This is a genomic window from Candidatus Epulonipiscium sp. (genome assembly GCA_012519205.1).
Taxonomy (GTDB): domain Bacteria; phylum Bacillota; class Clostridia; order Lachnospirales; family Defluviitaleaceae; genus JAAYQR01.
This window is the reverse complement of sequence record JAAYQR010000019.1, coordinates 17,751-41,173: the sequence shown is the minus strand read 5'-3', so window position 1 is coordinate 41,173 and position 23,423 is coordinate 17,751. Positions and strand designations below refer to the sequence as shown.

The following is a 23,423-nucleotide window of genomic DNA, read 5'->3' as shown; positions in this document are numbered from 1 at the left end:
AATTTCATCAACTTGTAATATCGTGTTCATACCTAATTCATATTTACCCCCTATAATAAATATATAAATCAAATTTGTTATACACCCCCCTTTAATTAATATATAAAAACAGCTGCCGTTAGAATTTACCTAATGGCAGCTGTTTTTATATATCTTTTAAATAATTTAAATTGATTGTTTTCACTTTCTTGTTATGTTACAATTATATAAAAACAGAGGAGCATATTATGGTTAGATCAAATCTTCTTATTGCGTTTGGCGGCATTTTTTGTCTTGGAATTATATTAGCTATCGTAATTGCGTTTGTTATAAATAGAAAACGTTGAGTTTTATTTAGTATTATTCATTTTTTCTGCTAATTCATTAAGATATTCCCATCGTTCCATTAGTTCTTCTAAATGTTTTCCTATTTCATTTTGCTCTTTATCTAGTTCCTGTAAGAGTATATAGTCACTTTTTGTATTATTTATCTTATTATGAATTTCATTTAACTCGTTTTCTGCCTTTTCAATCCACCCCTCTATTTGTTCAAACTCTTGCTTTTCTTTAAAGGTAAATTTAATTTTTGTATCTTTTTTCTTTTTCCTAGTATCCTTTTTTTCTTTTTCTCTATAAATAACCTTTTCCTCTGATATCTTATTTTGGATTCTATTTTGATAATCTTCGAAATTTCCAGGATAATTTTTTATTATTCCTTCTCCTTCGAAATTAAAAATCTTTTCCACTACTTTATCTAAAAAATACCTATCATGGGAAACTGTAATCACAGGGCCCATAAACTCCTCTAGGTATTCTTCTAATATTTCTAGGGTTTGAATATCTAGGTCATTGGTAGGCTCATCCAAAAGAAGTACATTCGGCGACCCCATAAGAACCCTAAGCAAATACAACCTTCTCTTTTCACCTCCGGAAAGTTTCCCAATAGGAGTCCATTGCATATTTAGAGGAAATAAAAATCTTTCAAGCATCATAGATGCCGTAATTTTAGTGCCGTTCCCACTTTCTATATACTCCGCCTCTTCTCTTATATATTCAATGACCCTAAGACTTTCATCCATATCTTTATTTTCCTGGGAGTAGTAGCCTATCTTTATGGTTTCTCCTATTTCCACACTCCCCTTATCAGGCCTTATTAGCCCGGCGATGATATTTAAAAGAGTTGATTTTCCACTACCATTGGGCCCGATAATCCCTACTCGATCTTCTTTTAAAAATATATAGGTAAAATCCTTTATAAGGATTTTATCCCCAAAAGCTTTGCTTATATTGCCTAGTTCTATTATCTTTTTTCCTAACCTTCTTGTGCCTACGGATATCTCCATGGTCTCAGAGTTTGTATTAACTTGTTCATTCTGTAATGCTTCAAATCTGTCTATTCTTGCTTTTTGCTTGGTTCCTCTAGCTCTTACGCCACTTCTTATCCATTCCAGTTCCTTTTTATAAAGTCTTTGCCTTTTTCCTTCGTCAATCTTATGCTGTTCTTCCCTTAAGGCTTTTGCTTCGATAAACCTTGTATAATTGCCTTTATATTCATAAAGGTTTCCACAATCTAGTTCGATAATTCTATTTGCTATTCTATCTAAAAAATATCTATCATGTGTAATCATAATAAGAGCACCTTTTCGCTTATTTAGATATTCCTCCAGCCAAAGAATAGTTCCGTTATCAATTTGGTTAGTTGGTTCATCTAGGACGAGTAAATCCGATGGACGAATAAGAGCCCCTGCTATGGCAATTCTCTTTCTTTGCCCTCCCGAAAGGGTTCCTACCTTTGCGTCAAAATTAGAAATGCCCAGTTTTGTTAGGATGGTTTTGGCTTCACTCTCCAGTTGCCAGGCATCCGCCTTATCCATTTTTTCATTTAGCTTAAGCAGTTTTTCTTGAAGGTTTTGATTTTGGCCATCTTTATTTAGCTTATCTAAAGTCTCTTCATATTCTTTAATAAGCTGGGTAGTTAGATTGTTGCCATTAAAAATCTGCTCTAGGACCGTGGAGTTATCGTCAAAACTGGGATTTTGGGAAAGATATTCAATCCTAATGCCATTAATAGTAGTAATACTGCCATAATCGGGAATCTCTTTCCCTATAAGTATCTTTAGGAAAGTACTCTTCCCTGTACCGTTAATACCTATTAAACCGATTTTATCCCCCTCGTTAATCCCAAAGGATATATCTTTAAATAATACTTTGTCACCATATATTTTAGTTATGTTTTCAACGGACAATAAATTCATATTGATACCCCTTCTTATGTTTTCATTGATACAATTATTATATCGTAAATACGCTTAATAGAAAAGTAGACAAGGTTTTCCTAATGCATTAAAATAATGCTGAATTAGTGCAAACCAAAAGACAGGAATAGAAATATAATAAATAGATTTGAATCATAAAAAGTCCTAGGAGATATCTCCTAGGACTTTTTATGATTCAAATGCGAAATTTCCTCCCTCAAATATAGGAATCTCTTTTCCGTCCACGGTAGTTCCCATAATTTCAAGATCCTTAGTACCTACCATAAAATCTACGTGAACCAGAGAATCGTTAGCACCTTCTTTAGCTAATTCCTCGGGACTCATTTTTTCTCCTCCCTTAATACAAGGGGAGTAAGCTCTGCCTATAGCTAAATGACAGGAAGCATTTTCATCAAATAAAGTGTTGTAAAATAAAGTCCTTAAATTAGAAATTGGGGAATCATAGGGTACCAATGCCACTTCTCCTAAGTAATGGGAACCTTCATCGGTATCTATAAGATGTTTTAGGCTTTCATATCCCTTTTCAGCGGTAGAGTCAACAATTCTTCCCTCTTTAAAGGTCAAGGAAAATTTGTCTATAAGGTTTCCATTATAATTTAGAGGTATAGAACTTACTACTTTGCCATTAACACCGTCTTTTTTAGGTAATGTAAATACTTCCTCTGTAGGCATATTGGCTATGAATTCTCTGCCTTCTTGTGTTTTATCAGCGCCTCCCGTCCAAATATGATTTGGGGGAAGCTCTATTTTAAGGTCAGTACCCAATTCATTTTTATAATGAAGGTATTGAAGCTTGCTAGCGTTTAAAACCTCCATTCTTTTTTCTAAATTCTTCTTATGCTCTTCCCATGAAGCTACCGGGTCTTTAGTATCTACTCGTACCGTCTTTAAGATAGCTTCCCATAGTTTATCAACAGCTTCTCCTTCCGATACATTAGGATATACCTTCCTAGCCCAAGCAGCAGTAGGTATGGATGCAATACACCAAGCATTTTGGTTAGTCATAGTTCTATCTCTATATTCTTTTAGCTCTGTATTGGTTACTTTCTGATATTTTGCAACCCTCTTTACATCGATATCCTTAAGGAGTTCTGGATCTTCAGCGAAAATATTCAAAATTGCTGCTCCAGCTCTAGCATAAGAAATATAAAAATCTTTCTGCCAGCTAGGGTATGTTTCAAACACTTCTTCAGGAGCATATAAATATTTTATCTTGGTAGATACTTCATCTTTCCAAAGGATTTGTACATCCTTTGCTCCTTCTTTATAAGCGATTTCCGAAACGATTCTTGTAAAGGGTGCTGCTTCTATAGGACTTATAATCATTAAGAGCTGATCCTTTTTGATGTTTACCCCTGTTTTTACAAGAAGCCTTGCATATTTTTTTAACAGTTCTACATTCATTATTGTTCTCCTTTCTGTTGTCCTTAGTAGTAACCTTTTAGGCATTTTAATGCTTCAATATAAATATATTACTTTTTTCTATGACAATCAAGTAGAAATGACGGCATAATACTAATAACGGCCGATCATCCTACGCAGTACAAAAAATTTTAGTTTCTTAACTAGGTACCTTATATATTAGTATCCTACCTATTATAAACAATATGATAAGACTTAATACACAGTAATTGCTTTTTCTATTTGATTTAATTTTATAAAATCTGCCACTTGCAATAAGGGGTGCCTACTAATATATTCAAAACCTAAGGTAAGAAGTACACCTAAGGAGATAACTATATTTCTTGGTTTTTTCTCCAGCTACTTTTACCCTTCCTAATTTTCTTAATTTATATCATATCATTTATGACTTCCTGAATACAATCATTTAATTTGTAAATACTAAATCTATTCATAGGTTAAAGGAGGGTAAATATGCCCGTTGATAAAAAACTAAGGGCAACCTTAGCCACCCTAGAAGGAATTGCTGCAGACTTCACAGTATCATACTTAGAAACTTCCGATGCCCAAACAAAACAAATGTTTGAGCAGCTATCTACCCAAACAAATTCAGTAATAAGAAAATTAAAAGGTAGAATAGAAGATATAGAAGAGGAAGAACCCCAGTATAGGGAGGGTAATAAATAATGTCCACTTACTTACAATTAGTAATGCAAATTGTTTTTACTTACATTTCTCTGCTTATTATAACCCGTCTAATGGGTAAGCGAGAAATATCTCAATTATCATTCTTTGATTATGTAATAGGTATTACCATAGGAAGTTCAGCTGCAACTTTATCAGTTGATACCTCTAATACTCTTGTAAAAATATTCATTGTCTTAGCTACCTTAGGACTACTTCAAATAATTACCTCATATCTATCCCTAAAAAGTATTTCTTTTAGAAAACTGACTATTGGCAGTAAAACAATGCTCATAAAAAATGGCAGAATCATCGAAGATAAACTTAAAAAGGAAAGATTAAATATTGATGAATTAACCACAAAACTCAGGGAAAAGAATGTCTTCAATTTATCAGATGTAGAATTTGCTTTTCTTGAAACGAATGGTGATATTAGTATACAACAAAAACCTAATAAGCAAGTCCTAACTCCTTCTCATCTTAAACTCCCCACGACTTATAGTGGAATCGGAAATCTAATAATAAGAGAAGGGCAAATTGATGAGGATGCCCTATATGAGTACGGTTTAACCCGTTCTTGGCTTATGAGTAAGCTTGGCGAAAAAGGAGTCTTTGATTTGGCTAAGATTTCATTTGCCCAAGTCGATAATAGTGGAAATTTATTTATAGACTCCTATGATTACTACGATAATCTTCCCTCTAATGATACTTCCAACCAAATACTCCTTGCCAAATTAAACAAGGTTCGTTCAGACTTACTAACATATCATAATGAAACTGATAATAAGCAAGCAAAGATTTTATATGAAAGTTGTGCTGAAAATATCGAACACATTATTCAATATTTCCACCATTACCTAAGGGATAAAGATAATAGCAATAAAATAATCAATCCTCCTAAACATTAAGATAAGACTGCCAAAATTATACTATTAATTATGGCAGTCTACTAATATGCATGTATGAAAAAATTGTGGTATAATGTCTTTAATTGCAAATCGCAGATTGTAAACTTTTGGATTAATAACAGGAGGATTATTTTTTATGGATTTTCTAATTTCAGGACTTATGTCAATTACACCTCAACAATTTATTATGTATTTAATAGGAATACTGCTTATATATTTGGCTGTATACAAAGACTTTGAACCTGCATTGCTCCTCCCTATGGGATTTGGTGCAATTTTAGTTAATTTGCCTGCCTCCGGAGTCTTAAATCAAACCCTTGCAGGTATTGGTGAAACGAAAGGAATTATAGAATGGTTATTTAATATGGGCATAGAAGCTTCTGAAGCACTACCTATTTTACTTTTTATCGGTATTGGTGCAATGATAGATTTTGGGCCCCTTCTTTCTAATCCTAAGATGCTCTTATTCGGTGCTGCTGCCCAGTTTGGCATATTTTTTACCATATCAGTAGCCACCCTACTTGGCTTTGATTTAAAGGATGCTGCATCTATCGGAATCATTGGGGCAGCAGATGGTCCTACATCAATTTTAGTATCACAAATCCTAGGTTCTAAATACATTGGTGCTATTGCCGTAGCAGCTTATTCCTATATGGCATTGGTACCGATGGTACAACCCCTGGCGATAAAACTTGTTACAACCAAAAAAGAAAGATTAATTAAAATGTCTTATAATCCAAAAGCTATTTCTAAAAAAACGAGGCTTATCTTTCCTATTGCTGTAACATTCATTGCTGGACTTGTAGCACCTATGTCCGTATCTCTAGTTGGATTTTTGATGTTTGGTAATCTTATTAGAGAGTGTGGTGTGCTAAATAGCTTATCCGAAACAGCCCAAAATACCTTAGCAAATCTAATAACTTTATTACTTGGCATCACCATATCCTTTAGCATGAAAGCTGAAGCATTTGTATCCATAAATACCCTATTAATCATGGGCTTAGGATTATTAGCCTTCATCTTTGATACCATAGGCGGTGTTTTGTTTGCAAAATTTCTTAATTTATTTCTAAAAGAAAAGGTTAATCCAATGATTGGTGCTGCAGGTATTTCTGCATTCCCTATGTCTGCCAGGGTTGTCCAAAAGATGGGACTTAAGGAAAATCCCACAAACCATCTTTTGATGCATGCAATAGGAGCAAATGTTTCCGGCCAAATTGGCTCGGTAGTAGCAGGAGGAATAATCCTTAATCTATTATCTCAGATGCTTTAAAATATATGGATATAGAAGGAGCTTAATATTATGTTTGATAATTTTATTCTTTCCCTAAATATAATGTGGAAAGGAATGCTTGGGATATTTGTAGTTATTTTATTAATTACCTTTGTCGTAATTATACTTTCCAAAATACCTGTGGATGATTCAAAAATTTAAATTGCTATCTTTTTTGAATCGTTTGCCCTAGATATAAGGAGTAAAATATATGAAAGAACTTATTGATTTATTTCTTGTTTTTGCCCGTATAGGTGGCTTTACCTTTGGGGGAGGATATGCAATGCTACCCATTATCCAAAAAGAAGTAGTAGAAGAAAGGAAATGGGCCACTGACGAAGAAGTCCTCGATTACTATGCCATTGGACAATGCACCCCCGGAATTATCGCTATTAATACAGCTACTTTTATAGGCTATAAAAGAAAAGGCATCCTTGGTTCTATCTTTGCTACGGCAGGAATGGTTGCCCCTTCCTTAGTAATCATAACAATTGTAGCAATGTTTTTTCAACATTTCCAGGACTATCCTATTGTGCAACATGCCTTGGGGGGGATAAGAGTATCTGTAGTTGCCTTAATCACCCATACAATCATTAAAATGTGGAATCAATCTGTTAAAGATTGGATTGGAATTGTACTGTTTACCTTATCTTTTCTTTTAATTGCATTTACAAATATTTCTCCTGTGTTTGTCATACTCCTTAGCGGTGCCTTGGGTACCTTAATAAATCTTCGTAAAAAGGTGGATTCATGATGATTTACTTATTATTATTTCTAGAGTTTTTTAAAATCGGTTTATTCTCCATTGGTGGTGGGCTTGCTACCCTCCCCTTCCTGCATCAAATGGTGGATAAATACAATTGGATAACTACTTATGATTTGTTAAATATGATTGCTGTTTCAGAATCCACCCCAGGACCTATAGGGATTAATACTGCCACCTTTGTAGGATATAAAGGGGGAGGTATCTTAGGTTCTCTTGTTGCTACTTTGGGGATAGTAGCCCCGTCGGTTATTATTATTATACTTATTGCCCATTATTATATGAGATTTAGTGAACATCCCTATGTAAGGGCCAGCCTAAACGGTATTCGTCCTGCTGTTGTGGGCCTTATATCGGCTGCAGGTTTTGAAGTAGCAAAACTCACCCTATTAAATACAGAACAACTTAAGGTGGGAAGTAATTTATTGAAAATCTTAAACTATAAAGCTATTATATTGTTCTTGATTATACTTTACCTAATCCAAAAATATAAAAAACATCCTATACTATTTATTATTATCTCTGGATTCATAGGGGTTCTCTTAAGATATTAGTCAAAAATCACCCAATATATCTATCAAAGGATGTACTGGGTGATTTTTTTATCTTATAGAGAATTTATAAATCGTGATATGTTTGTATTCCTCTCCTGCTCTAAGTATCGGTGAAGGAAAATGTTCATGGTTTAATGCATTGGGGAAGTACTGGGTTTCAAGACAGAGGCCAGCTCTTCTACCATACTCCACCCCGTCCTTACCCGTAGGACAGTCTTCAATAAAATTTCCAGAATAAAATTGAACCCCGGGTTTTGTTGTAAAAAATTCCATTAGTCGTCCGCTGCTAGGTTCAAATAATTCTCCTGCCTTTTCAGGGACTTTTCCATTTACATTTAACACCCAATTATGGTCATATCCTTTCCCACACTTAACTTGTTCATCCTCTGAAAATATTCCTTTTCTAATAGGGGTTAAGGAAGTAAAATCCATAGGGGTACCTTTTACATCCCTAAATTGACCTATTGGAATACATTCATCATTAATCACAGTAAACCTGTCAGAATTAATCATCAATTCATGGTCTAGAATATCTCCACTTCCATGGCCTTTTAAATTAAAATAAGCATGATTTGTGAGGTTAACTACTGTATCCTTATCACTAATAGCATAATAATCTATTTTTAGTTCATTCTCTTCATTAAGGGTGTATGTAACCCTCACCTTAAGATTTCCCGGGTAATTTTCTTCCCCATCCTTGCTTAGGTAAGTAAGTTCCAAACTTTCCCCGTTATCAATTTCGATAATCTTTGGTTCCCATATCTGTTTATCAAAACCTTTAACCCCACCGTGCAAATGATTATCTCCATCGTTTTTAACAACATAATAGGTTTTTTCATTAAGGGTAAATTTACCTTTTTCAATTCTATTAGCATGTCTACCAACCAACGCCCCAAAAAACGGGTTTTTGTTTAGGTAGCTATCAAGATTATCAAAACCGAGTGTTACATCATCTATCTTACCATTTTTATCGGGAACAAAAATAGAGACTATTATCCCCCCATAATTGGTGATTTCAACTTCCATTTTTTTAGAATTGGTAAGCCTAAAAAGAAATATTTCTTTCCCATCTTCATTTTTTCCAAAACTCCTTTTTATAATGCTCATAAAATTCCTCCTTTAGTAGAAACTGCTATAATTTTACCATAGCATCCAATTATGGTATAGATGATATTATCTAAGATGAAAACCTTTTTTTCTTTTTCTTTTCTTTAACATATTCATCACTCCGCATAAGATGATTATGCCACCTATAATCCCGCTCCAATACGGAATAGCTTCAATTGAAATCATGACATCCCATATTGTACGCTTTTCAATATCGTATTTTGCGTCCAACTTAATCTTAGAAAGTTCTTCCCCACCTAAGGTAAAGGTTACCTCTCCTACGGTTTCTCCCTGTACAATAGGTGCAATAAGAGTTTCAGTATTTAAAGTTATATTTTCCTTAATCTTTGAAATATCGTTTTTGTGAAATAGGTCCGTATACTCATCTTTTGATATTACTTCTAATTGTGCTGGCCCCTTAGGGGATGCCTTTTCTACATCAACTATACTTACAATCTCTCCCTTGTCTACTACCTTATGGAATTTGAAACTTTCAAAGCCATAGTCAAATAATGCCTTGGTTTCATTCCATCTTGTGTCCTTAGGGCTCTTTAAAATAACTGCAATCAAATTCATTCCATCCTTCGTTGCAGTTGCAACAAGGCATTCTCCCGCCTCGTCAGTAAATCCGGTTTTCCCACCTGTAGCATAGGGATAATATGTGTTGTTATCTCTTGAATCTAGAAGTAAGTTCCTATTTCTAAAGGTTAATGTTCTCTGGTTTTGTGCACCTTCACTTCCAATAGTGGATAAAGGCATTTTAATGATTTCTTTAAATTCAGGATTTTTTAAGGCTTCTCTTGTAATTAGAGCCAATTCATAAGCAGTAGTATAATGATTTTCATCATGATACCCATGGGGGTTAACAAAATTTGTATTGGTTACCTTTATTTCTTTAGCTCTTTCGTTCATTAAAATTGCAAATTCTGTAATCGCACTGTTGAAATCTAAGGTGTCATTACCCGTAGTTTTTTTTGCCACCTCTGTAGCAATAACAAATGCCGAATCATTACCAGATGGTAACAATAAAGATATCAATAAATCTTTTAGAGTAATCTCATCCCCAGGAATATGTCCAGCTTTACTTGCATCTAAAGGTACGGAGTATACTTCGTTACCTATTTTAATAATTTTATTTGCGTCTAAGTTTTCCAAAGCAATCAATGCTGTTAAAATTTTAGTTGTACTAGCCGGATACATTTTTTGGTAAGCATTCTTTTCAAAAAGTACTTTACCGGTACTTTCTTCAATGAGAATCACTGCTTCGGACTGTATAGAAAGAGAAACTTCCTCAGCTTTGATAGGAGAAATATTAATTAGTACTAAAATAAATATTAAAGCAATAAATAGTTTTCGTTTCACATTTAGGCTCCTTCCGCTGCATATTTTTATGTAAAATTGCATCGTACCCATTGTAACATAATTTTTTTAAAATTACACCCTTATGCATTAATTATTCCTTCCAATTTCTTCACGGAAATATAGTCCATAAAAAAATTAGTATCCTCATAGATACTAATTTTTTATTCGTTATTCTCTTGCTAATTTTAAAATATTGTAAACATCTTTTTTAGTTAGTTTTACAAAATTACCTAAAGTAGATTGGTCTGAATCTGTAGCTTTATCTGCCATCTCTTCTAATCTATCATCCTTAATCCCTAGTCCTTCTAAAGTAATAGGAAGACCGATGGACTTGAAAAACTCTTCAAGTTTCTTAATGCCCTTTAAAGCTGTTTCCTCAGGATTAAAATAATCTTGTTCTGTATTCCATACCCTAACGGCAAATTGAATGAATCTATCTAAATCATATTTGTAAACATATTTCATCCATGCAGGGAAAACAACAGCTAATCCCGCTCCATGGGCTACGTCATAAATGCCACTTAGCTCATGCTCTATATCATGGGAACCCCAGTCACCTACTCTCCCAGTACTAAGTATATTATTATGTGCTATTGTACCAGCCCACATGACCTGTGCCCATGCATCATAATTATCTGAATCCTTAATAACCAGAGGGACATTATTGATAATTGTTTTCATGGTGGATTCAATCAGGCGATCTATCAATTCAACGCTTTTAGTATTCGTAAAGTACCTTTCCATTAAATGTGCTAAGATATCAGCCGCCCCACAGGCAACTTGATATTTCGGAAGAGTGTAGGTCAATTCAGGATTTAGTATAGAAAATCTAGGGTAGATCAAATCGGACCCTACACCCCTTTTATACCATCCCTCTTCATTAGTTATAACGGAAGAACTGCTAGATTCACTACCTGCAGCGGGTATGGTTAAGACTGTGCCTAAAGGTAGAGCAGCCTTAGGTAATGCTTTGCCGGTATAAAAGTCCCAAACATCTCCCTCATAAACCGTTCCCATAGCAATTGCCTTGGAGGAATCAATAACACTGCCACCCCCAACTGCTAATATAAAATCGACATTGTTCTCACGACATATCCTTATTCCTTCCCTTACAAGGTTAAGTCTTGGATTAGGCTTAACCCCGGAAAGTTCTAAATATTCAACCCCTACACCCTTTAAAGATGTAGTCACCCGTTCATAGAGACCTGTTTTTTTAATGCTTCCACCACCATAATGAAGTAATATTTTCTTGCTATATTTACTAACTTCTTTTCCTACTTCATTCTCGGTCCCTTTCCCAAAAATAATCTTTGTAGGATTTTGAAATATAAAATTATCCATTATTCTCCTCCTAAATGTAGTGATATTTATGTCTGTTATATTTTAAATTGGTTTAGCGAATTTTTCAAGTTCTGAATTACACTGGTTAGGTTGTTTGCAAGTAGTGCCAGCTGATCTGCAGAACTCGTCTGTTCTTGGCTGGTTGCAGTTACTTCTTCAATTGATGCTGCGCTTTCTTGTACAATAGCTGAAATGTTAGTGATAGCATCTACTGACTGTTCCTTTTGCTGCTCTATATCCTCTATCTTTTCATTTATATCCTCTATCTGCTGTATCATGTTTTGCATGCATTGAGCCATATCATTAAAAGCATTGTTTGTTTCATAAACCATTACCTTTTGCTCTTCAAAAATCTTATCGGAAGTCTCAACAATTCCAACTGCCTTATCAGTCTTAGTCTGAATGTTAGAAATGATTTTATTAATCATACCTGTAGCATCCTTAGTTCCCATGGCCAGCTTACGGATTTCATCAGCAACCACTGCAAAACCCTTTCCTGCTTTTCCTGCCCTAGCTGCTTCTATTGCTGCGTTTAGGGCAAGTAGATTTGTCTGCTCACTAATTCCTGCTATTACCTTAACCACTTGAATAACTTCTTTTGTTTCTTCACTTAATTGCCTAATTTCTTCATATATTATATTAGATGATTCTACAGCACTTTTAGTTTTTTCATTTAATTGTTCCATCGTATTCACTGCATAATCCCTCGAAGTTTCTGTTTGCTCAATCATATCTATCATATCTTCTATTCTTTTTATAACATGGTTGATGTTATTTGCTAATTTATCCATGAGCTTATTTGTATTATCAACTTGTTTTGATTGCTCACTAGCTCCTTCTGCTAATTCGCTAATAGCTGTGGCTACTTGATTAGATGACGCTGCCGATTGCTCTGAAGAGCCTTTTATTACGTCTGTATCATTTTCTACCTGATCTGCCACATGTTGTGTCTGCATAATTAAATTACGAATATTATCTATCATTTTGTTAAAGCTATGGGATAATTTTCCTATTTCATTTTTACCAATAATAGGTGATGATACTGTTAGGTCCCCTTGCTCAATTCTACCCATTAAATTCATTATAAGTCTCAATGGCCTAGAAATACTAAAAGAAATGAACATCCCTACTAATATAGATACAACTATACAAAAAATGAGTATGCCTATAATACCTTGTTTTACTACTTTCATTTCCTTCATTAACTCAGAAATGGGCTCCTTAATAATTAACTTCCACCCGTTTTTTGTAGTGGAATAGCTTATTACCTCATTAGAATTTGTAAAATTATCAGAAGGTTCTTCTCCATATATTCTATCCAAATATTTCTCTGCAAATTCAGTGCCTATTACTTCATCATTAACTTCAAGTCCCTTAAGGCTTGTGATTATCCTTTTATCTTTGTCTATTAATGTCATACTGGCGCTACCAACAAGCCCTGCCTGTTCAATAACAGAATTTAGTTCGCTGCCATTAATTACAATAACCAATACTCCTAGATTATCTGCCGTTTTTACGCTTTTTATCTGTTTTAATAAAAGTACATATCTGTATGTATCATTAAAGCCTGTTGTCCATATCATATCGTCCCCTGTTTCTTTAGAAACTTCAAGTAAATCCTTTAAAACTTGTTCTTCACTTTCCCCGCCTAATTCCTTTCCCAGATTAATTCTACTACCTGCCTTGAATATTTCTCCATCATATCTATAAATATAGAGCGCTTCCATTGAACTATTTGAAAAGTTCATGGAGAACAATGCATTCTTTATATTTTCATCATTATTATTTTTTTCTGAAAGACTATCAAAATTTCGCTTCTCTATATTTTTCATTAATTCATCATTTCCAATAACCATTTTGGTTATTCTTTCAAATTCATCTATTTTAGAATTAATATTAATAGCCAATTGTTCAATCATCTTCTTTGAATAAAAACCAACCTTATCCTTGACTGTTTTTTCTGCATTAAAGTAGGAAAAACCCGCTATTATACTTAGCGGAACAACACTTAATATAATAAAGGTTATAATTAATCTTTGGGTAATTCCAATATTGCTAAATAGACCCCTCCTATAAGTATAAAAGCTTTTTCTGTCCTTCATGGTGTATCCTCCTGTCGATATAATTAGTCAATATATTAAACTAGTATTTATTATACACTAAAAACCTATATACCTCTATCAAAATATATAAATTTTCTATTGTCTTCACATGGGAAATGTTGGCCTTATTGCTATTCTAGTCTGGCATTACAAAGATATCCTGTTTTTTTCAATCCAATGGGTAGCCCAATCAACTAGGGGTCTTTGCTTTATATAGCGTACATTTGCATTTCCAACCTTATGTATCTTGGTGTTTTTTTCCTTGTCATATTCATCACCCATTCTTATAAAATCTGAATCATCTACTGCCTGAGTGGTATATGTTACCCATTCTCTCTTCCCATTTTTCCATATAGCACTGCTTTCATTTATAAAGCATTTCGTAGGAAAGTTTGCTCTGGTTTCTGCCAAATGAAAAGAAGTGTTTTTGTCATACCCTACACCAATTAATAAAATATATCCATCCAATTCATATAGCTTATCAACAGGTGAATTCTTCCCAAAGATATTGCTTAAATCATGTTCTTTTGTAAGGTATGCTGCATATTTTCCAACTGCAGCAACTGATCTTGCGGGGTGATCGCTTCTTTTTGCTCCTGGCCATTTTCTAAACATCTCAGCTACAACGCCCATCCCGATTGCAGGAGTAACTTCCTTATCATACGCTGGCCAATTTTTTCGTATAATAGGCCACCATTCCTCGGGTTCTTCCCAATGCACTCCAGTAGATGGATCAAGGTTCTTCCATGTCTGTGAAGGCATCATTATTGTACCTTCTGTTCCTACTATTTCTAAAAGTGCCCTTATTAAAGTTTCTGCCCCCCCACTACAAAACCTAAACTTTTTAAAGAAGTATGTACAAATACAGTATGGCCTTTGTCAATCCCGCAAGGCTTAAATTGACTGATCAAATCCTCCTTTGTTAATATAGCTCTTTCTTTATTTTTTTTAGGCATTTCCCTTCTCCTTATTGTAAACTTTCTATATTGTTTTGCTCCCATTCTCAATCCCCTATAGAAGGGACACTTACCCAACCCGCCAGGAACCTACTGCCCCTTGATTGAATGAGTTTAGGATTATGAAACCACCTTTCGCATACTTTTATTTATATACCTCTTCATAATCATCTACTAAATAGAGAGTCTCAGAAATGGATGTATATTAATAAAGTGGACAAACAGGCATCACTCATATTTGATGCCAAATATCTTTTAAATCTCCATCCATTATAGTATACTTACATTTTGGAGTACTTTCTAGTTCTTGGGAAAGGTTCGAGTGAATATATAGGCAGTCCATTCCAACTCCTGTAGCTACTCCTACATCTGCAATGTGATCATTTCCAATCATAATGCTTTCTTTCACTGATAGTTTCTCTCTTTTAATTAATTCGTTGATAAACTGTATATCAGGTTTACAAATCTCATAATCTGAAGAAATATAAATCCCATCAAAATATTTGGCTATTCCTAAATAATCTAATTCGGGTAATGTAAATTCACGTTGGGCATTTGATAGAACATATAGTTTCTTTCCTCTACCCTTTAGTATATCTAAAAACTTTATGACACCGTCATAAAGTTTAATGTATTCAGTAGACGTAATTCTAAAAAATTGAGTTGTATGGATTATTAATTCTAGGGAAGGTTTAATTCCTTTTTCCCAGTACATTTCAGTAATGACTTCAACTAGTTTTACCTCTGGATATTTTGTTTTTAAATTACCCTCTTTTTTTTCTCTTATTTTCTGTAAGTATATTAATTTTAATTCCAGGCCTTCGTATGGGGCACCATTAAAACTATAAAATTGTGCCAGTCCTTTCCAAAAACTTGACTTTTCCTCGTCTGTTTTGATATTAATTAGTGTTCCATATAAATCAAACAAATAATTCTTATACATAATAAAGTACCTCATCATTCAATCTTTATATTATATCATTTATAATTCTATTCTTATTATGATAGCCTTACTCCTAAAAGGCAAGAGTTTCTTGCTAAAGGGAAAATCCACGTCCCCAAAAGGTGACGTGGATATATTGAATGGAGGTGGGGGGAATCGAACCCCCGTCCGAAAATCCATATAGCGTGGTCTCTTCCATCAAAGTCGTTACTTTAGGTTTCCCTTGGTAAGACGCCTAACGACGGGCTTAATACCTTGGTAGCTTCATAGATACGATCAGCTCCGCAAAGCTTAGGAGTGAAAGTTGCCCGCTAGTCGATGCCTCTTCCTAGAACGCGGGTTATCTAAGAGAGACAGCTGCCTAATTAGGCAGCGAATGCAAAATTGTCTTCTGCGTTTACGTTTAAGTTCCAGATTGTTATCGCAGCTCCGGAGTCTGCGGATGGCTGCCCCACTATACATGACTCCCGTCGAAACCAGTACACCCCCGTGATATGGGTTAATACAGATTTTTGACTTTGAAATCTTTTTCTGCCTGTCGCCTTTGATCTTTCTTGGCAATCTCTTCTCGTTTATCGTATAATTTTTTACCCTTAGCAACACCAATGAGGACTTTGACCAAACTTCCTTTGATGTAAATTTTCAAAGGAACGATAGTATAACCCTTTTGCGTTACGGCACCCAAAATTTTTGAGATTTCACTTCTATGAAGGAGTAGTTTTCTTGTTCTTAAGGGGTCTTTATTGAAGATATTCCCTTTTTCATATGGATTTATATGCATATTATAGATGAATACTTCCCCATCCCTTACACGAACAAAACTTTCTTTTATACTAGCCTTACCCATACGAATTGATTTAACCTCAGTACCTGCAAGGACAACCCCTGCTTCGTAGGTATCTTCAATAAAATAATCGTGATTAGCCTTTTTATTTTGTGCTATTAATTTATAGTTCGATGGATTTTTTGCCATAATAGAAACTCTCCTATATCTGCTACTTTAAAAGGTGCAAAATTAATTATAACATATTCATTAGGATTTTCAAGTTTTTTTAGATACCTTTTTGTGTAAATTATGCATTTATATGTAATGTTTTTATGTATAATTTAAAATAATTATTGTATTTTGTCTAATTATAACATACACTAATATTAGGAAACACTAATATAACAATAATAATTATATTGAAATATTATTAATATTGGAGGGGTTATATGTTTGGAAGAAAAAAGCCCATGTTTATATCCATGGATTATCAATACAAAAGTCTAAAAAGAAAATTTTATACTCTTCTTACTATATTTATCCTTTTTTTATGTGGAGCCTCATATTATATTTACCTAAATTATGATTACTTTGTTTTCAAACATTTGATCAACCAAAATTATGTTTATACTGATTCCCTTGAAAAACTTTATGAAAAAGAATTAAATAGAACTGTTAATGGTGATTACTATAAATACTTTGATAATCTTGTAATGTCTATAGTAACTAGGGAAATACGTGCGATTAAAAATGATAGGTATACATATCAATACCTCCCAGAACAATATAAGAAAAGCAAGGAAATTACCATCAAGGAAGCTGAGCAAGCCTATTTAGAAGAACTTTCTGATGATATTGTATATCTTAAGCTCACCAATTTTTCTAAATATACCAAGAAATTTATAAAAGACCAATCTAAAGTCCTAAATGAATATCCAAATATCATTGTTGATTTAAGGGGTAACCCTGGGGGTGATGTTTTTGCCCTATATTATATCAGTGACTTATTTATTCCAAAGAATAGGGTTATCTCCTTTGACATTACCCGTTCAAAGTTATTTACACGAACTATAAAAAGTAAAAAGAATCAGATATTAGGTTTTAATAATGTTATTATTTTGCAAGATAGTAACACTGCCAGTTCTAGCGAGGGATTCATAGCTGCCTTAAAAGATAATCTAGATAATGTTACCCTAATAGGTGAGACTACTTTTGGAAAGGGAATTGGACAGTTCACAATGCCCCTTAAGGATGGTTTTGCCATAAAAGCAACCACTATGCTTTGGAACACTCCTAATAATATTAATATTCAAGGGGAAGGTATTAAACCTGATTTAGAATATACCAATGACGATATTATTAATTATGCTGTTCAATATATTGATAAAATGGGAAAATAGACGTTGGAAAAAATCCTCCGTCTATTTTTATTATATTGCCTTTCTCCCTCCGCTGCCTTCTATTCATCTTCCTCAGGTAATACCAATGAAAAATCAATTGTCCTTTGTATGGTATCTGCTTTTATAAGCTTTACCTTTACCTGATCTCCTAATCTATAAATCTTCTTTCTCTTTTCACCAATAAGTAAATAATGCTGTTCATCAAATATATAATAATCATCATCCATTTCCGTCACATGGACAAGACCTTCTACTGTATTGGATAATTCAACATACATTCCCCAAGAGGTAATCCCTGATATTATACCATCATACACTTCACCTATTTTGTCTTTCATAAATTCAACCTTTTTAAGCTGTTCTGTTTGCCTTTCTGCTTCTTCAGCAGTTCTTTCTCTGAGGGAACAATGCTTTGCCACATCGGCCATTTTCTTTTTAAGTATATTTTGATATTTATCATCCATTCTTCCCTGAAGATTTGCTTTAATAATTCTGTGAATCTGTAAGTCGGGATATCGCCTTATAGGAGATGTAAAATGACAGTAATATTTTGCAGCCAATCCAAAATGACCATCATTATTAGGAGTGTATCTTGCTTGCTGCATCGAACGAAGAACCAAACGGCTTATCACGTTTTCTTCGGGCTTACTTTTTATATCCATTAAGATTTTTTGTAAATCTTTTGGATGAACATTACTCGCTCCCTTTATGCGGTATCCAAAATTATGAATAAAAGTAGATAGCTTTAATATTTTTTCAGAATCAGGGTCTTGATGTGAACGATATAAAAAAGGAATGCCTTGCCAAAAGTAATCTTCAGCCACAGTTTCATTACATACCAACATAAACTCCTCTATAATTCTCGTAGCAATATTTCTTTCATGGGTTTTGATATCTATGGCACGACCTTCTTCGTCCAGTATTATCTTAGCCTCCTCAAAATCAAAATCTATTGCTCCTCTTTTATCCCTTTTATTTTTCAGAATTAAACATAACTTTTCCATTAGCTTGAAAAAGTCTATATAATCCTTGTATCTTTCCATTAATTTGGCATCTTTATCTACTAAGATTTTTTTAACATTGGTATATGTCATTCTTTCGTCTATATTGATTACTGTTTCTGCTATTTGATGGCTTTGCACATTACCGTTATAATCTATATCCATGATGCAACTAAGGGCCAGCCTATCCTCTCCTGCATTAAGGGAGCATATACCATTAGATAATTTATGGGGGAGCATGGGAATAACCCTATCTACTAAATATACGCTGGTACCTCTATCCAGGGCTTCTTTATCTAAAGGGGTGTTTTCCCTTACATAGTGGGTCACATCAGCTATATGTACCCCTAACCTATACAATCCGTTAGAAAGCTTTTCTAAGGAAATGGCATCGTCTAAATCCTTTGCATCTTCCCCATCAATGGTAACCATTCTGATATTTCGAAGGTCTTTCCTCCCCTCGATAGAATTTTCTAAAACTTCTTCCGGGATACCTTTCGTTTGACTCATTACCTCTTCCGGGAATTCCATAGACATGTCAAATTGTTTTATGATGGCTAGTATATCGGTTCTAGGATCATTTATATGTCCTAATATTTCGATGACTTCTCCTTCTGGATTTCTCCTATCCTTTCCCCAATCAGTAATTTTAATGACTACCTTATGCCCCGTAACTGCCCCTAAATTAGCACCCTTAGGTATAAAAATATCCTTAGCGAAATTTTTATCATCGGGAATTACAAAACCAAAATATCTACTTTGTTCATAAGTCCCCACAATCTTATCCGAGCCTCTTTCAAGTATCTCTACAATTTCCCCTTCTGTCCTTTTCCCATCTGCAGCAGGCCTTGTTATTTTACATAGTACCTTGTCTTTATGCATAGCCCCATTCACAGCCTCGGCAGGGATAAAGATGTCCTTTGAATCTGGATCATCCAATAATAAAAATCCAAAACCCTTACTGTTTCCTTGAAAAACACCTATAACCATATTCAAAGTTTCGGGGATAGCATATTTCCCCTTTTTAGTTTTAATTACTTTTCCTTCCTTAATCAATTCGCCTAGTAATTCTTCTAATAATACCTTTTCATTATTAGGGACTTGTAAAATTATACTAAGTTGTTTTATTTTCATGGGGGTATAATCCTTATGCTGCATAAAATCTAATATCAGTTGCTTTCTATCTTTATTTTCTTCCATTTGTACCACCTCTTCTTTCGCACTATACCTTTTATCCTTAGTATGTCTATAATCCTAAAGCCTAAACATAGAAATAAAAATTAAATTAAAAAACACACTTTTTAAAAAGTGTGTTTTATTTAATCAATACATTAAGTACAAGAGCCAATATAATAAAAAGCCCCGCCCCAATTTTCGTATACTTTTCAAAAGCACCTTCTAAAGAATGAGCTTTATTTTTACCCCAGTAGGTTTCTGCTGCTCCACCAATAGAACCAAGCCCCGCTGATTTTCCCTCTTGAAGTAGTACAACCGTGATAAGTCCTAAAGCCAATATTACATATACAACTGATATAATAATAGTAAGTATGTCCACATCTACACCTCCCATTCATCAACATTAGTATTTTATCATAAAGAATATTTTTTATCAACAAATTTAAAAAAATACTCAGCAAGTATCTACTGAGTATTTTTATCTTTAAATTGTATATCAACTAATTAAGATTAAACCATGCATCCAATCCTAAATATTGAGCCACATCATCTAACTCTTCTTCAATACGAAGTAATTGATTGTATTTTGCAACACGGTCAGAGCGGCAAGGTGCTCCTGTTTTAATTTGTCCTGCATTCACAGCTACAACAATATCCGCAATGGTTGCATCCTCTGTTTCCCCTGATCTATGGGAAATCACGGCAGTCATCCCTGCTCTATTTGCCATTTGGATGGCATTAAAGGTTTCTGTTAGAGTACCAATTTGATTTACCTTAATAAGAATAGAATTTGCAACCCCTTCTTCGATACCCCTTGATAATCTTTCGGTATTTGTTACAAACAAGTCGTCTCCAACTAATTGGATTCTACTTCCAAGCCTCTCAGTTAATAGCTTCCAGCCTTCCCAATCTTCTTCGTTTAATCCGTCTTCTAGGGAGATAATTGGGAATTTATTTGCTAGTTCTTCGTAGTAAGCAACCATTTCTTCAGAAGTCCTCACCACTTCTTGCCCCTTCATTTTACTTTCCCCAGGGAAATGATACTTATTTGTTTCTTCGTCATACAATTCGGAGGCTGCTGCATCAATAGCTATACGGATATCATCCCCAGGCTTATATCCTGCCTTTTCCACTGCATCAATAATTACTTGGATTGCTTCTTCTGAAGATGCTAAATCGGGGGCAAATCCTCCCTCGTCGCCTACTGCAGTAGACAATCCTTTATCGTGTAGTACTTTTTTAAGATTATGATAGATTTCGGCGCACATTTTTAGTGCTTCAGAAAATGTCTTAGCACCAACAGGCATAATCATGAACTCCTGAAGGTCCACAGTATTATCCGCATGTTCCCCTCCATTTAGGATATTCATCATAGGTACAGGAAGTACCTTGGCATTAAATCCTCCGAGGTATTGATATAATGGCATATCTAGAGCCTCAGCAGCTGCCTTTGCTACAGCCATAGATACCCCGAGAATTGCATTAGCTCCTAACTTAGCTTTATTAGGTGTACCATCCAATTCAATCATTCTTTCGTCAATTGCAACTTGGTCAAGGGCATTCATTCCTATGATTTCTTCTGCAATAATATTATTTACATTATCTACTGCATTTTGAACTCCTTTACCAACATATCTATCTCCACCATCTCTAAGTTCAACAGCTTCAAAAGCTCCAGTAGATGCTCCTGAAGGTACAGCAGCTCGACCTAAAACCTGTCTGCCTTCTGCATCTACAATTACTTCTACTTCAACAGTAGGATTTGCTCTGGAGTCGAGTACTTCCCTTGCAAATACATCTAAAATTTCTAAGTATCCTTTCATTTTAGTTCTCCTTTCGTATTTAAATTATTTATAATAAAATAGACTACTATCTATTTCCTAATAAGAAGTGAAGAACCGGTCATTTCTTCCGGTTTTTCAAGCCCCATCAGTTCAAGAAGAGTTGGTACAATATCTGCTAGTTTCCCACCCTCTTTTAATTTTATACCTTCCCCTGCATTCACTAGAATAAATGGCACTGGATTTGTTGTATGGGCTGTAAAAGGTTCTCCATTGTCATAATCAACCAATTGTTCAGAGTTACCATGATCGGCGCATATGAACATTTGGCCATCCACTTTAAGTATTGCATCTAAAACTTGCCCTACACAGGTGTCTACTGTTTCTACAGCTTTAACTGCAGCTTCCATAATTCCTGTATGCCCTACCATATCGGGATTGGCGTAATTTATAATAATGACATCATACTTTTTAGAGGTAATCGCTTCAACAAGGTAATTTGTAACTTCTACCGCACTCATTTCTGGTTGCAAATCATAAGTTGCAACCTTGGGGGATGGAACCAATATACGGTCTTCTCCCTGATTTGGCTTTTCTACTCCCCCATTGAAAAAGAATGTAACATGGGCATATTTTTCAGTTTCCGCAAGACGAAGCTGTTTTAGGCCTTTTTCTGCCAAATATTCACCAAAAGTTTTTGTAAGTCTTGTAGGTTTAAATGCTACAGATTTATTCTTTATTGTAATATCATACTCGGTAAATGATATGTATTTTACAGGAAAAAGTCCATTTACTCTTTCAAACCCTTGGAAATCCTCGTCACAGAAACATCTTGTGATTTCTCTAGCCCTGTCAGGTCTAAAGTTAAAGCAAATAACGGAGTCATTTGCCTTTATTTTCGCAACTGGGTCCTTTTCAGAGACAATAACTGTAGGCAGTACAAATTCATCAAATATCTCACTATCATAAGATAAATTTACGGCAGTTACTGCATTTTCACATTTATCTCCTTCCCCTAATACCATAGCATCATAGGCTAGCTTTACCCTTTCCCAACGATTATCCCTATCCATTGCATAGTACCTACCCATAACGGTAGCAATCTTCCCTATACCTATTTCATCCATTTTATCTTGAAGCTGCTGAACAAAGTCTTTGCCTGAGGCAGGGGGAGTATCTCTACCATCTAGGAAGGCATGTACATATACTTTAGATAAATTGAACTTTTTAGCTAATTCAAGTAGGGCATATAGGTGAGTATTATGACTATGAACCCCACCATCAGATAAAAGTCCAAATAAGTGAAGGGCTGAGTTATATTGTTTGCAGTTTTCTATAGCACTAAGTAATTCAGGATTTTCAAAAAAGTCCCTATCTTGGATTGATTTTGTGATTCTTGTCAGTTCTTGATATACAATTCGACCTGCTCCAATGTTTAGATGTCCTACTTCGGAGTTGCCCATTTGTCCCTCTGGGAGACCTACATCCATCCCACTGGCATAACCCTGGACAAAGGGGTAGTTTTTCATAATGCTGTCTAATACAGGGGTATTTCCTTTACATATAGCATTACCATCACAGCGGTCATTTAGTCCAAAACCGTCAAGCACCATTAATACGGTTGGTTTCTTACTCATTTTTATGCTCCTT

Annotated in this window: 19 protein-coding genes, 1 other RNA gene and 1 pseudogene; 7 read left to right on the top strand and 14 right to left on the bottom strand. The window is 34.6% G+C overall.

Features of this window, described 5'->3' with window-relative positions; translation table 11 throughout:
* Positions 1-329: 329 nt before the first annotated feature.
* Both GX308_06000 and GX308_05995 read right to left on the bottom strand, forming a co-directional pair.
* Positions 330-2,234 (bottom strand): ABC-F family ATP-binding cassette domain-containing protein, encoded by a 1,905-nt coding sequence (locus tag GX308_06000; GenBank protein ID NLK21625.1) that lies wholly within the window; start codon positions 2,232-2,234, stop codon positions 330-332.
* 189 nt (positions 2,235-2,423) lie between these two features.
* Positions 2,424-3,662 (bottom strand): aminopeptidase, encoded by a 1,239-nt coding sequence (locus GX308_05995; GenBank protein ID NLK21624.1) that lies wholly within the window; start codon positions 3,660-3,662, stop codon positions 2,424-2,426.
* A 468-nt stretch (positions 3,663-4,130) separates the two neighbouring features.
* Between GX308_05995 and GX308_05990 the strand changes: the two genes are divergently transcribed.
* The 6 genes from GX308_05990 (at position 4,131) to GX308_05965 (ending at position 7,838) form a co-directional block, all read left to right on the top strand.
* On the top strand, positions 4,131-4,343 hold the full coding sequence (locus GX308_05990) for a DUF1657 domain-containing protein (protein ID NLK21623.1): 213 nt from the start codon (positions 4,131-4,133) through the stop codon (positions 4,341-4,343).
* Positions 4,343-5,248: a DUF421 domain-containing protein gene (locus tag GX308_05985; GenBank protein ID NLK21622.1), complete on the top strand. Its 906-nt coding sequence runs from the start codon at positions 4,343-4,345 to the stop codon at positions 5,246-5,248. The genes GX308_05990 and GX308_05985 overlap by 1 nt, the downstream gene beginning before the upstream one ends.
* Positions 5,249-5,384: 136 nt before the next feature.
* Positions 5,385-6,521, top strand: coding sequence for a sodium ion-translocating decarboxylase subunit beta (locus tag GX308_05980; GenBank protein ID NLK21621.1), 1,137 nt, complete (start codon positions 5,385-5,387; stop codon positions 6,519-6,521).
* A 30-nt stretch (positions 6,522-6,551) separates the two neighbouring features.
* Entirely contained in the window at positions 6,552-6,683 is a 132-nt protein-coding gene (locus GX308_05975) for a sodium pump decarboxylase gamma subunit (protein NLK21620.1), read from the top strand.
* Positions 6,684-6,732: 49 nt separating this feature from the next.
* Positions 6,733-7,275, top strand: a complete 543-nt coding sequence (locus GX308_05970) for a chromate transporter (GenBank protein NLK21619.1) — start codon at positions 6,733-6,735, stop codon at positions 7,273-7,275.
* Positions 7,275-7,838 carry a chromate transporter gene (locus tag GX308_05965; protein NLK21618.1) on the top strand — a complete coding sequence of 188 codons (564 nt, stop codon included), beginning with the start codon at positions 7,275-7,277 and terminating at the stop codon, positions 7,836-7,838. The genes GX308_05970 and GX308_05965 overlap by 1 nt, the downstream gene beginning before the upstream one ends.
* 48 nt (positions 7,839-7,886) lie before the next feature.
* On the opposite strand, the gene GX308_05960 is transcribed toward GX308_05965, so the two are convergent.
* The 8 genes and pseudogenes from GX308_05960 to smpB form a co-directional block, all read right to left on the bottom strand.
* On the bottom strand, positions 7,887-8,945 hold the full coding sequence (locus GX308_05960; GenBank protein ID NLK21617.1) for a galactose mutarotase: 1,059 nt from the start codon (positions 8,943-8,945) through the stop codon (positions 7,887-7,889).
* Positions 8,946-9,011: 66 nt separating this feature from the next.
* Positions 9,012-10,307, bottom strand: coding sequence for a D-alanyl-D-alanine carboxypeptidase (locus GX308_05955; protein NLK21616.1), 1,296 nt, complete (start codon positions 10,305-10,307; stop codon positions 9,012-9,014).
* A gap of 168 nt (positions 10,308-10,475) precedes the next feature.
* On the bottom strand, positions 10,476-11,648 hold the full coding sequence (locus tag GX308_05950) for an iron-containing alcohol dehydrogenase (GenBank protein ID NLK21615.1): 1,173 nt from the start codon (positions 11,646-11,648) through the stop codon (positions 10,476-10,478).
* A gap of 35 nt (positions 11,649-11,683) precedes the next feature.
* On the bottom strand, positions 11,684-13,750 hold the full coding sequence (locus GX308_05945; protein ID NLK21614.1) for a methyl-accepting chemotaxis protein: 2,067 nt from the start codon (positions 13,748-13,750) through the stop codon (positions 11,684-11,686).
* A gap of 147 nt (positions 13,751-13,897) precedes the next feature.
* A pseudogene (locus tag GX308_05940) lies at positions 13,898-14,706 on the bottom strand (AAC(3) family N-acetyltransferase).
* 232 nt (positions 14,707-14,938) lie between these two features.
* Positions 14,939-15,649 carry an HAD family hydrolase gene (locus tag GX308_05935; GenBank protein ID NLK21613.1) on the bottom strand — a complete coding sequence of 237 codons (711 nt, stop codon included), beginning with the start codon at positions 15,647-15,649 and terminating at the stop codon, positions 14,939-14,941.
* 138 nt (positions 15,650-15,787) lie between these two features.
* Positions 15,788-16,138, bottom strand: a transfer-messenger RNA (tmRNA) gene (gene ssrA / locus GX308_05930).
* A 10-nt stretch (positions 16,139-16,148) separates the two neighbouring features.
* Positions 16,149-16,622 (bottom strand): SsrA-binding protein SmpB, encoded by a 474-nt coding sequence (gene smpB / locus GX308_05925; protein NLK21612.1) that lies wholly within the window; start codon positions 16,620-16,622, stop codon positions 16,149-16,151.
* 242 nt (positions 16,623-16,864) lie between these two features.
* Here smpB and GX308_05920 point away from each other — a divergent pair, with 242 nt between their 5' ends.
* Positions 16,865-17,815 (top strand): hypothetical protein, encoded by a 951-nt coding sequence (locus GX308_05920; protein NLK21611.1) that lies wholly within the window; start codon positions 16,865-16,867, stop codon positions 17,813-17,815.
* Positions 17,816-17,874: 59 nt separating this feature from the next.
* On the opposite strand, the gene rnr is transcribed toward GX308_05920, so the two are convergent.
* From rnr to GX308_05900, 4 genes are all read right to left on the bottom strand, one after another.
* On the bottom strand, positions 17,875-20,016 hold the full coding sequence (gene rnr, locus GX308_05915) for a ribonuclease R (GenBank protein NLK21610.1): 2,142 nt from the start codon (positions 20,014-20,016) through the stop codon (positions 17,875-17,877).
* A gap of 115 nt (positions 20,017-20,131) precedes the next feature.
* Positions 20,132-20,371: a preprotein translocase subunit SecG gene (gene secG / locus GX308_05910; protein ID NLK21609.1), complete on the bottom strand. Its 240-nt coding sequence runs from the start codon at positions 20,369-20,371 to the stop codon at positions 20,132-20,134.
* A gap of 121 nt (positions 20,372-20,492) precedes the next feature.
* On the bottom strand, positions 20,493-21,815 hold the full coding sequence (gene eno, locus GX308_05905; GenBank protein NLK21608.1) for a phosphopyruvate hydratase: 1,323 nt from the start codon (positions 21,813-21,815) through the stop codon (positions 20,493-20,495).
* A 50-nt stretch (positions 21,816-21,865) separates the two neighbouring features.
* The gene (locus GX308_05900; protein ID NLK21607.1) at positions 21,866-23,410 is read right to left on the bottom strand and encodes a 2,3-bisphosphoglycerate-independent phosphoglycerate mutase; all 1,545 of its coding nucleotides are present in this window, start codon (positions 23,408-23,410) and stop codon (positions 21,866-21,868) included.
* Positions 23,411-23,423 lie beyond the last annotated feature (13 nt).

What these genes read in the sequence shown, in the direction of transcription:
- smpB (NLK21612.1), bottom strand. Translation starts at nt 16,622, where the DNA reads ATGGCAAAAAATCCATCGAACTATAAATTAATAGCACAAAATAAAAAG.
- GX308_06000 (NLK21625.1), bottom strand. Translation starts at nt 2,234, where the DNA reads ATGAATTTATTGTCCGTTGAAAACATAACTAAAATATATGGTGACAAA.
- GX308_05985 (NLK21622.1), top strand. Translation starts at nt 4,343, where the DNA reads ATGTCCACTTACTTACAATTAGTAATGCAAATTGTTTTTACTTACATT.
- GX308_05945 (NLK21614.1), bottom strand. Translation starts at nt 13,750, where the DNA reads ATGAAGGACAGAAAAAGCTTTTATACTTATAGGAGGGGTCTATTTAGC.
- GX308_05920 (NLK21611.1), top strand. Translation starts at nt 16,865, where the DNA reads ATGTTTGGAAGAAAAAAGCCCATGTTTATATCCATGGATTATCAATAC.
- GX308_05960 (NLK21617.1), bottom strand. Translation starts at nt 8,945, where the DNA reads ATGAGCATTATAAAAAGGAGTTTTGGAAAAAATGAAGATGGGAAAGAA.
- GX308_05935 (NLK21613.1), bottom strand. Translation starts at nt 15,649, where the DNA reads ATGTATAAGAATTATTTGTTTGATTTATATGGAACACTAATTAATATC.
- GX308_05975 (NLK21620.1), top strand. Translation starts at nt 6,552, where the DNA reads ATGTTTGATAATTTTATTCTTTCCCTAAATATAATGTGGAAAGGAATG.
- GX308_05900 (NLK21607.1), bottom strand. Translation starts at nt 23,410, where the DNA reads ATGAGTAAGAAACCAACCGTATTAATGGTGCTTGACGGTTTTGGACTA.
- GX308_05965 (NLK21618.1), top strand. Translation starts at nt 7,275, where the DNA reads ATGATTTACTTATTATTATTTCTAGAGTTTTTTAAAATCGGTTTATTC.
- GX308_05990 (NLK21623.1), top strand. Translation starts at nt 4,131, where the DNA reads ATGCCCGTTGATAAAAAACTAAGGGCAACCTTAGCCACCCTAGAAGGA.
- GX308_05980 (NLK21621.1), top strand. Translation starts at nt 5,385, where the DNA reads ATGGATTTTCTAATTTCAGGACTTATGTCAATTACACCTCAACAATTT.
- GX308_05950 (NLK21615.1), bottom strand. Translation starts at nt 11,648, where the DNA reads ATGGATAATTTTATATTTCAAAATCCTACAAAGATTATTTTTGGGAAA.
- rnr (NLK21610.1), bottom strand. Translation starts at nt 20,016, where the DNA reads ATGGAAGAAAATAAAGATAGAAAGCAACTGATATTAGATTTTATGCAG.
- GX308_05970 (NLK21619.1), top strand. Translation starts at nt 6,733, where the DNA reads ATGAAAGAACTTATTGATTTATTTCTTGTTTTTGCCCGTATAGGTGGC.
- eno (NLK21608.1), bottom strand. Translation starts at nt 21,815, where the DNA reads ATGAAAGGATACTTAGAAATTTTAGATGTATTTGCAAGGGAAGTACTC.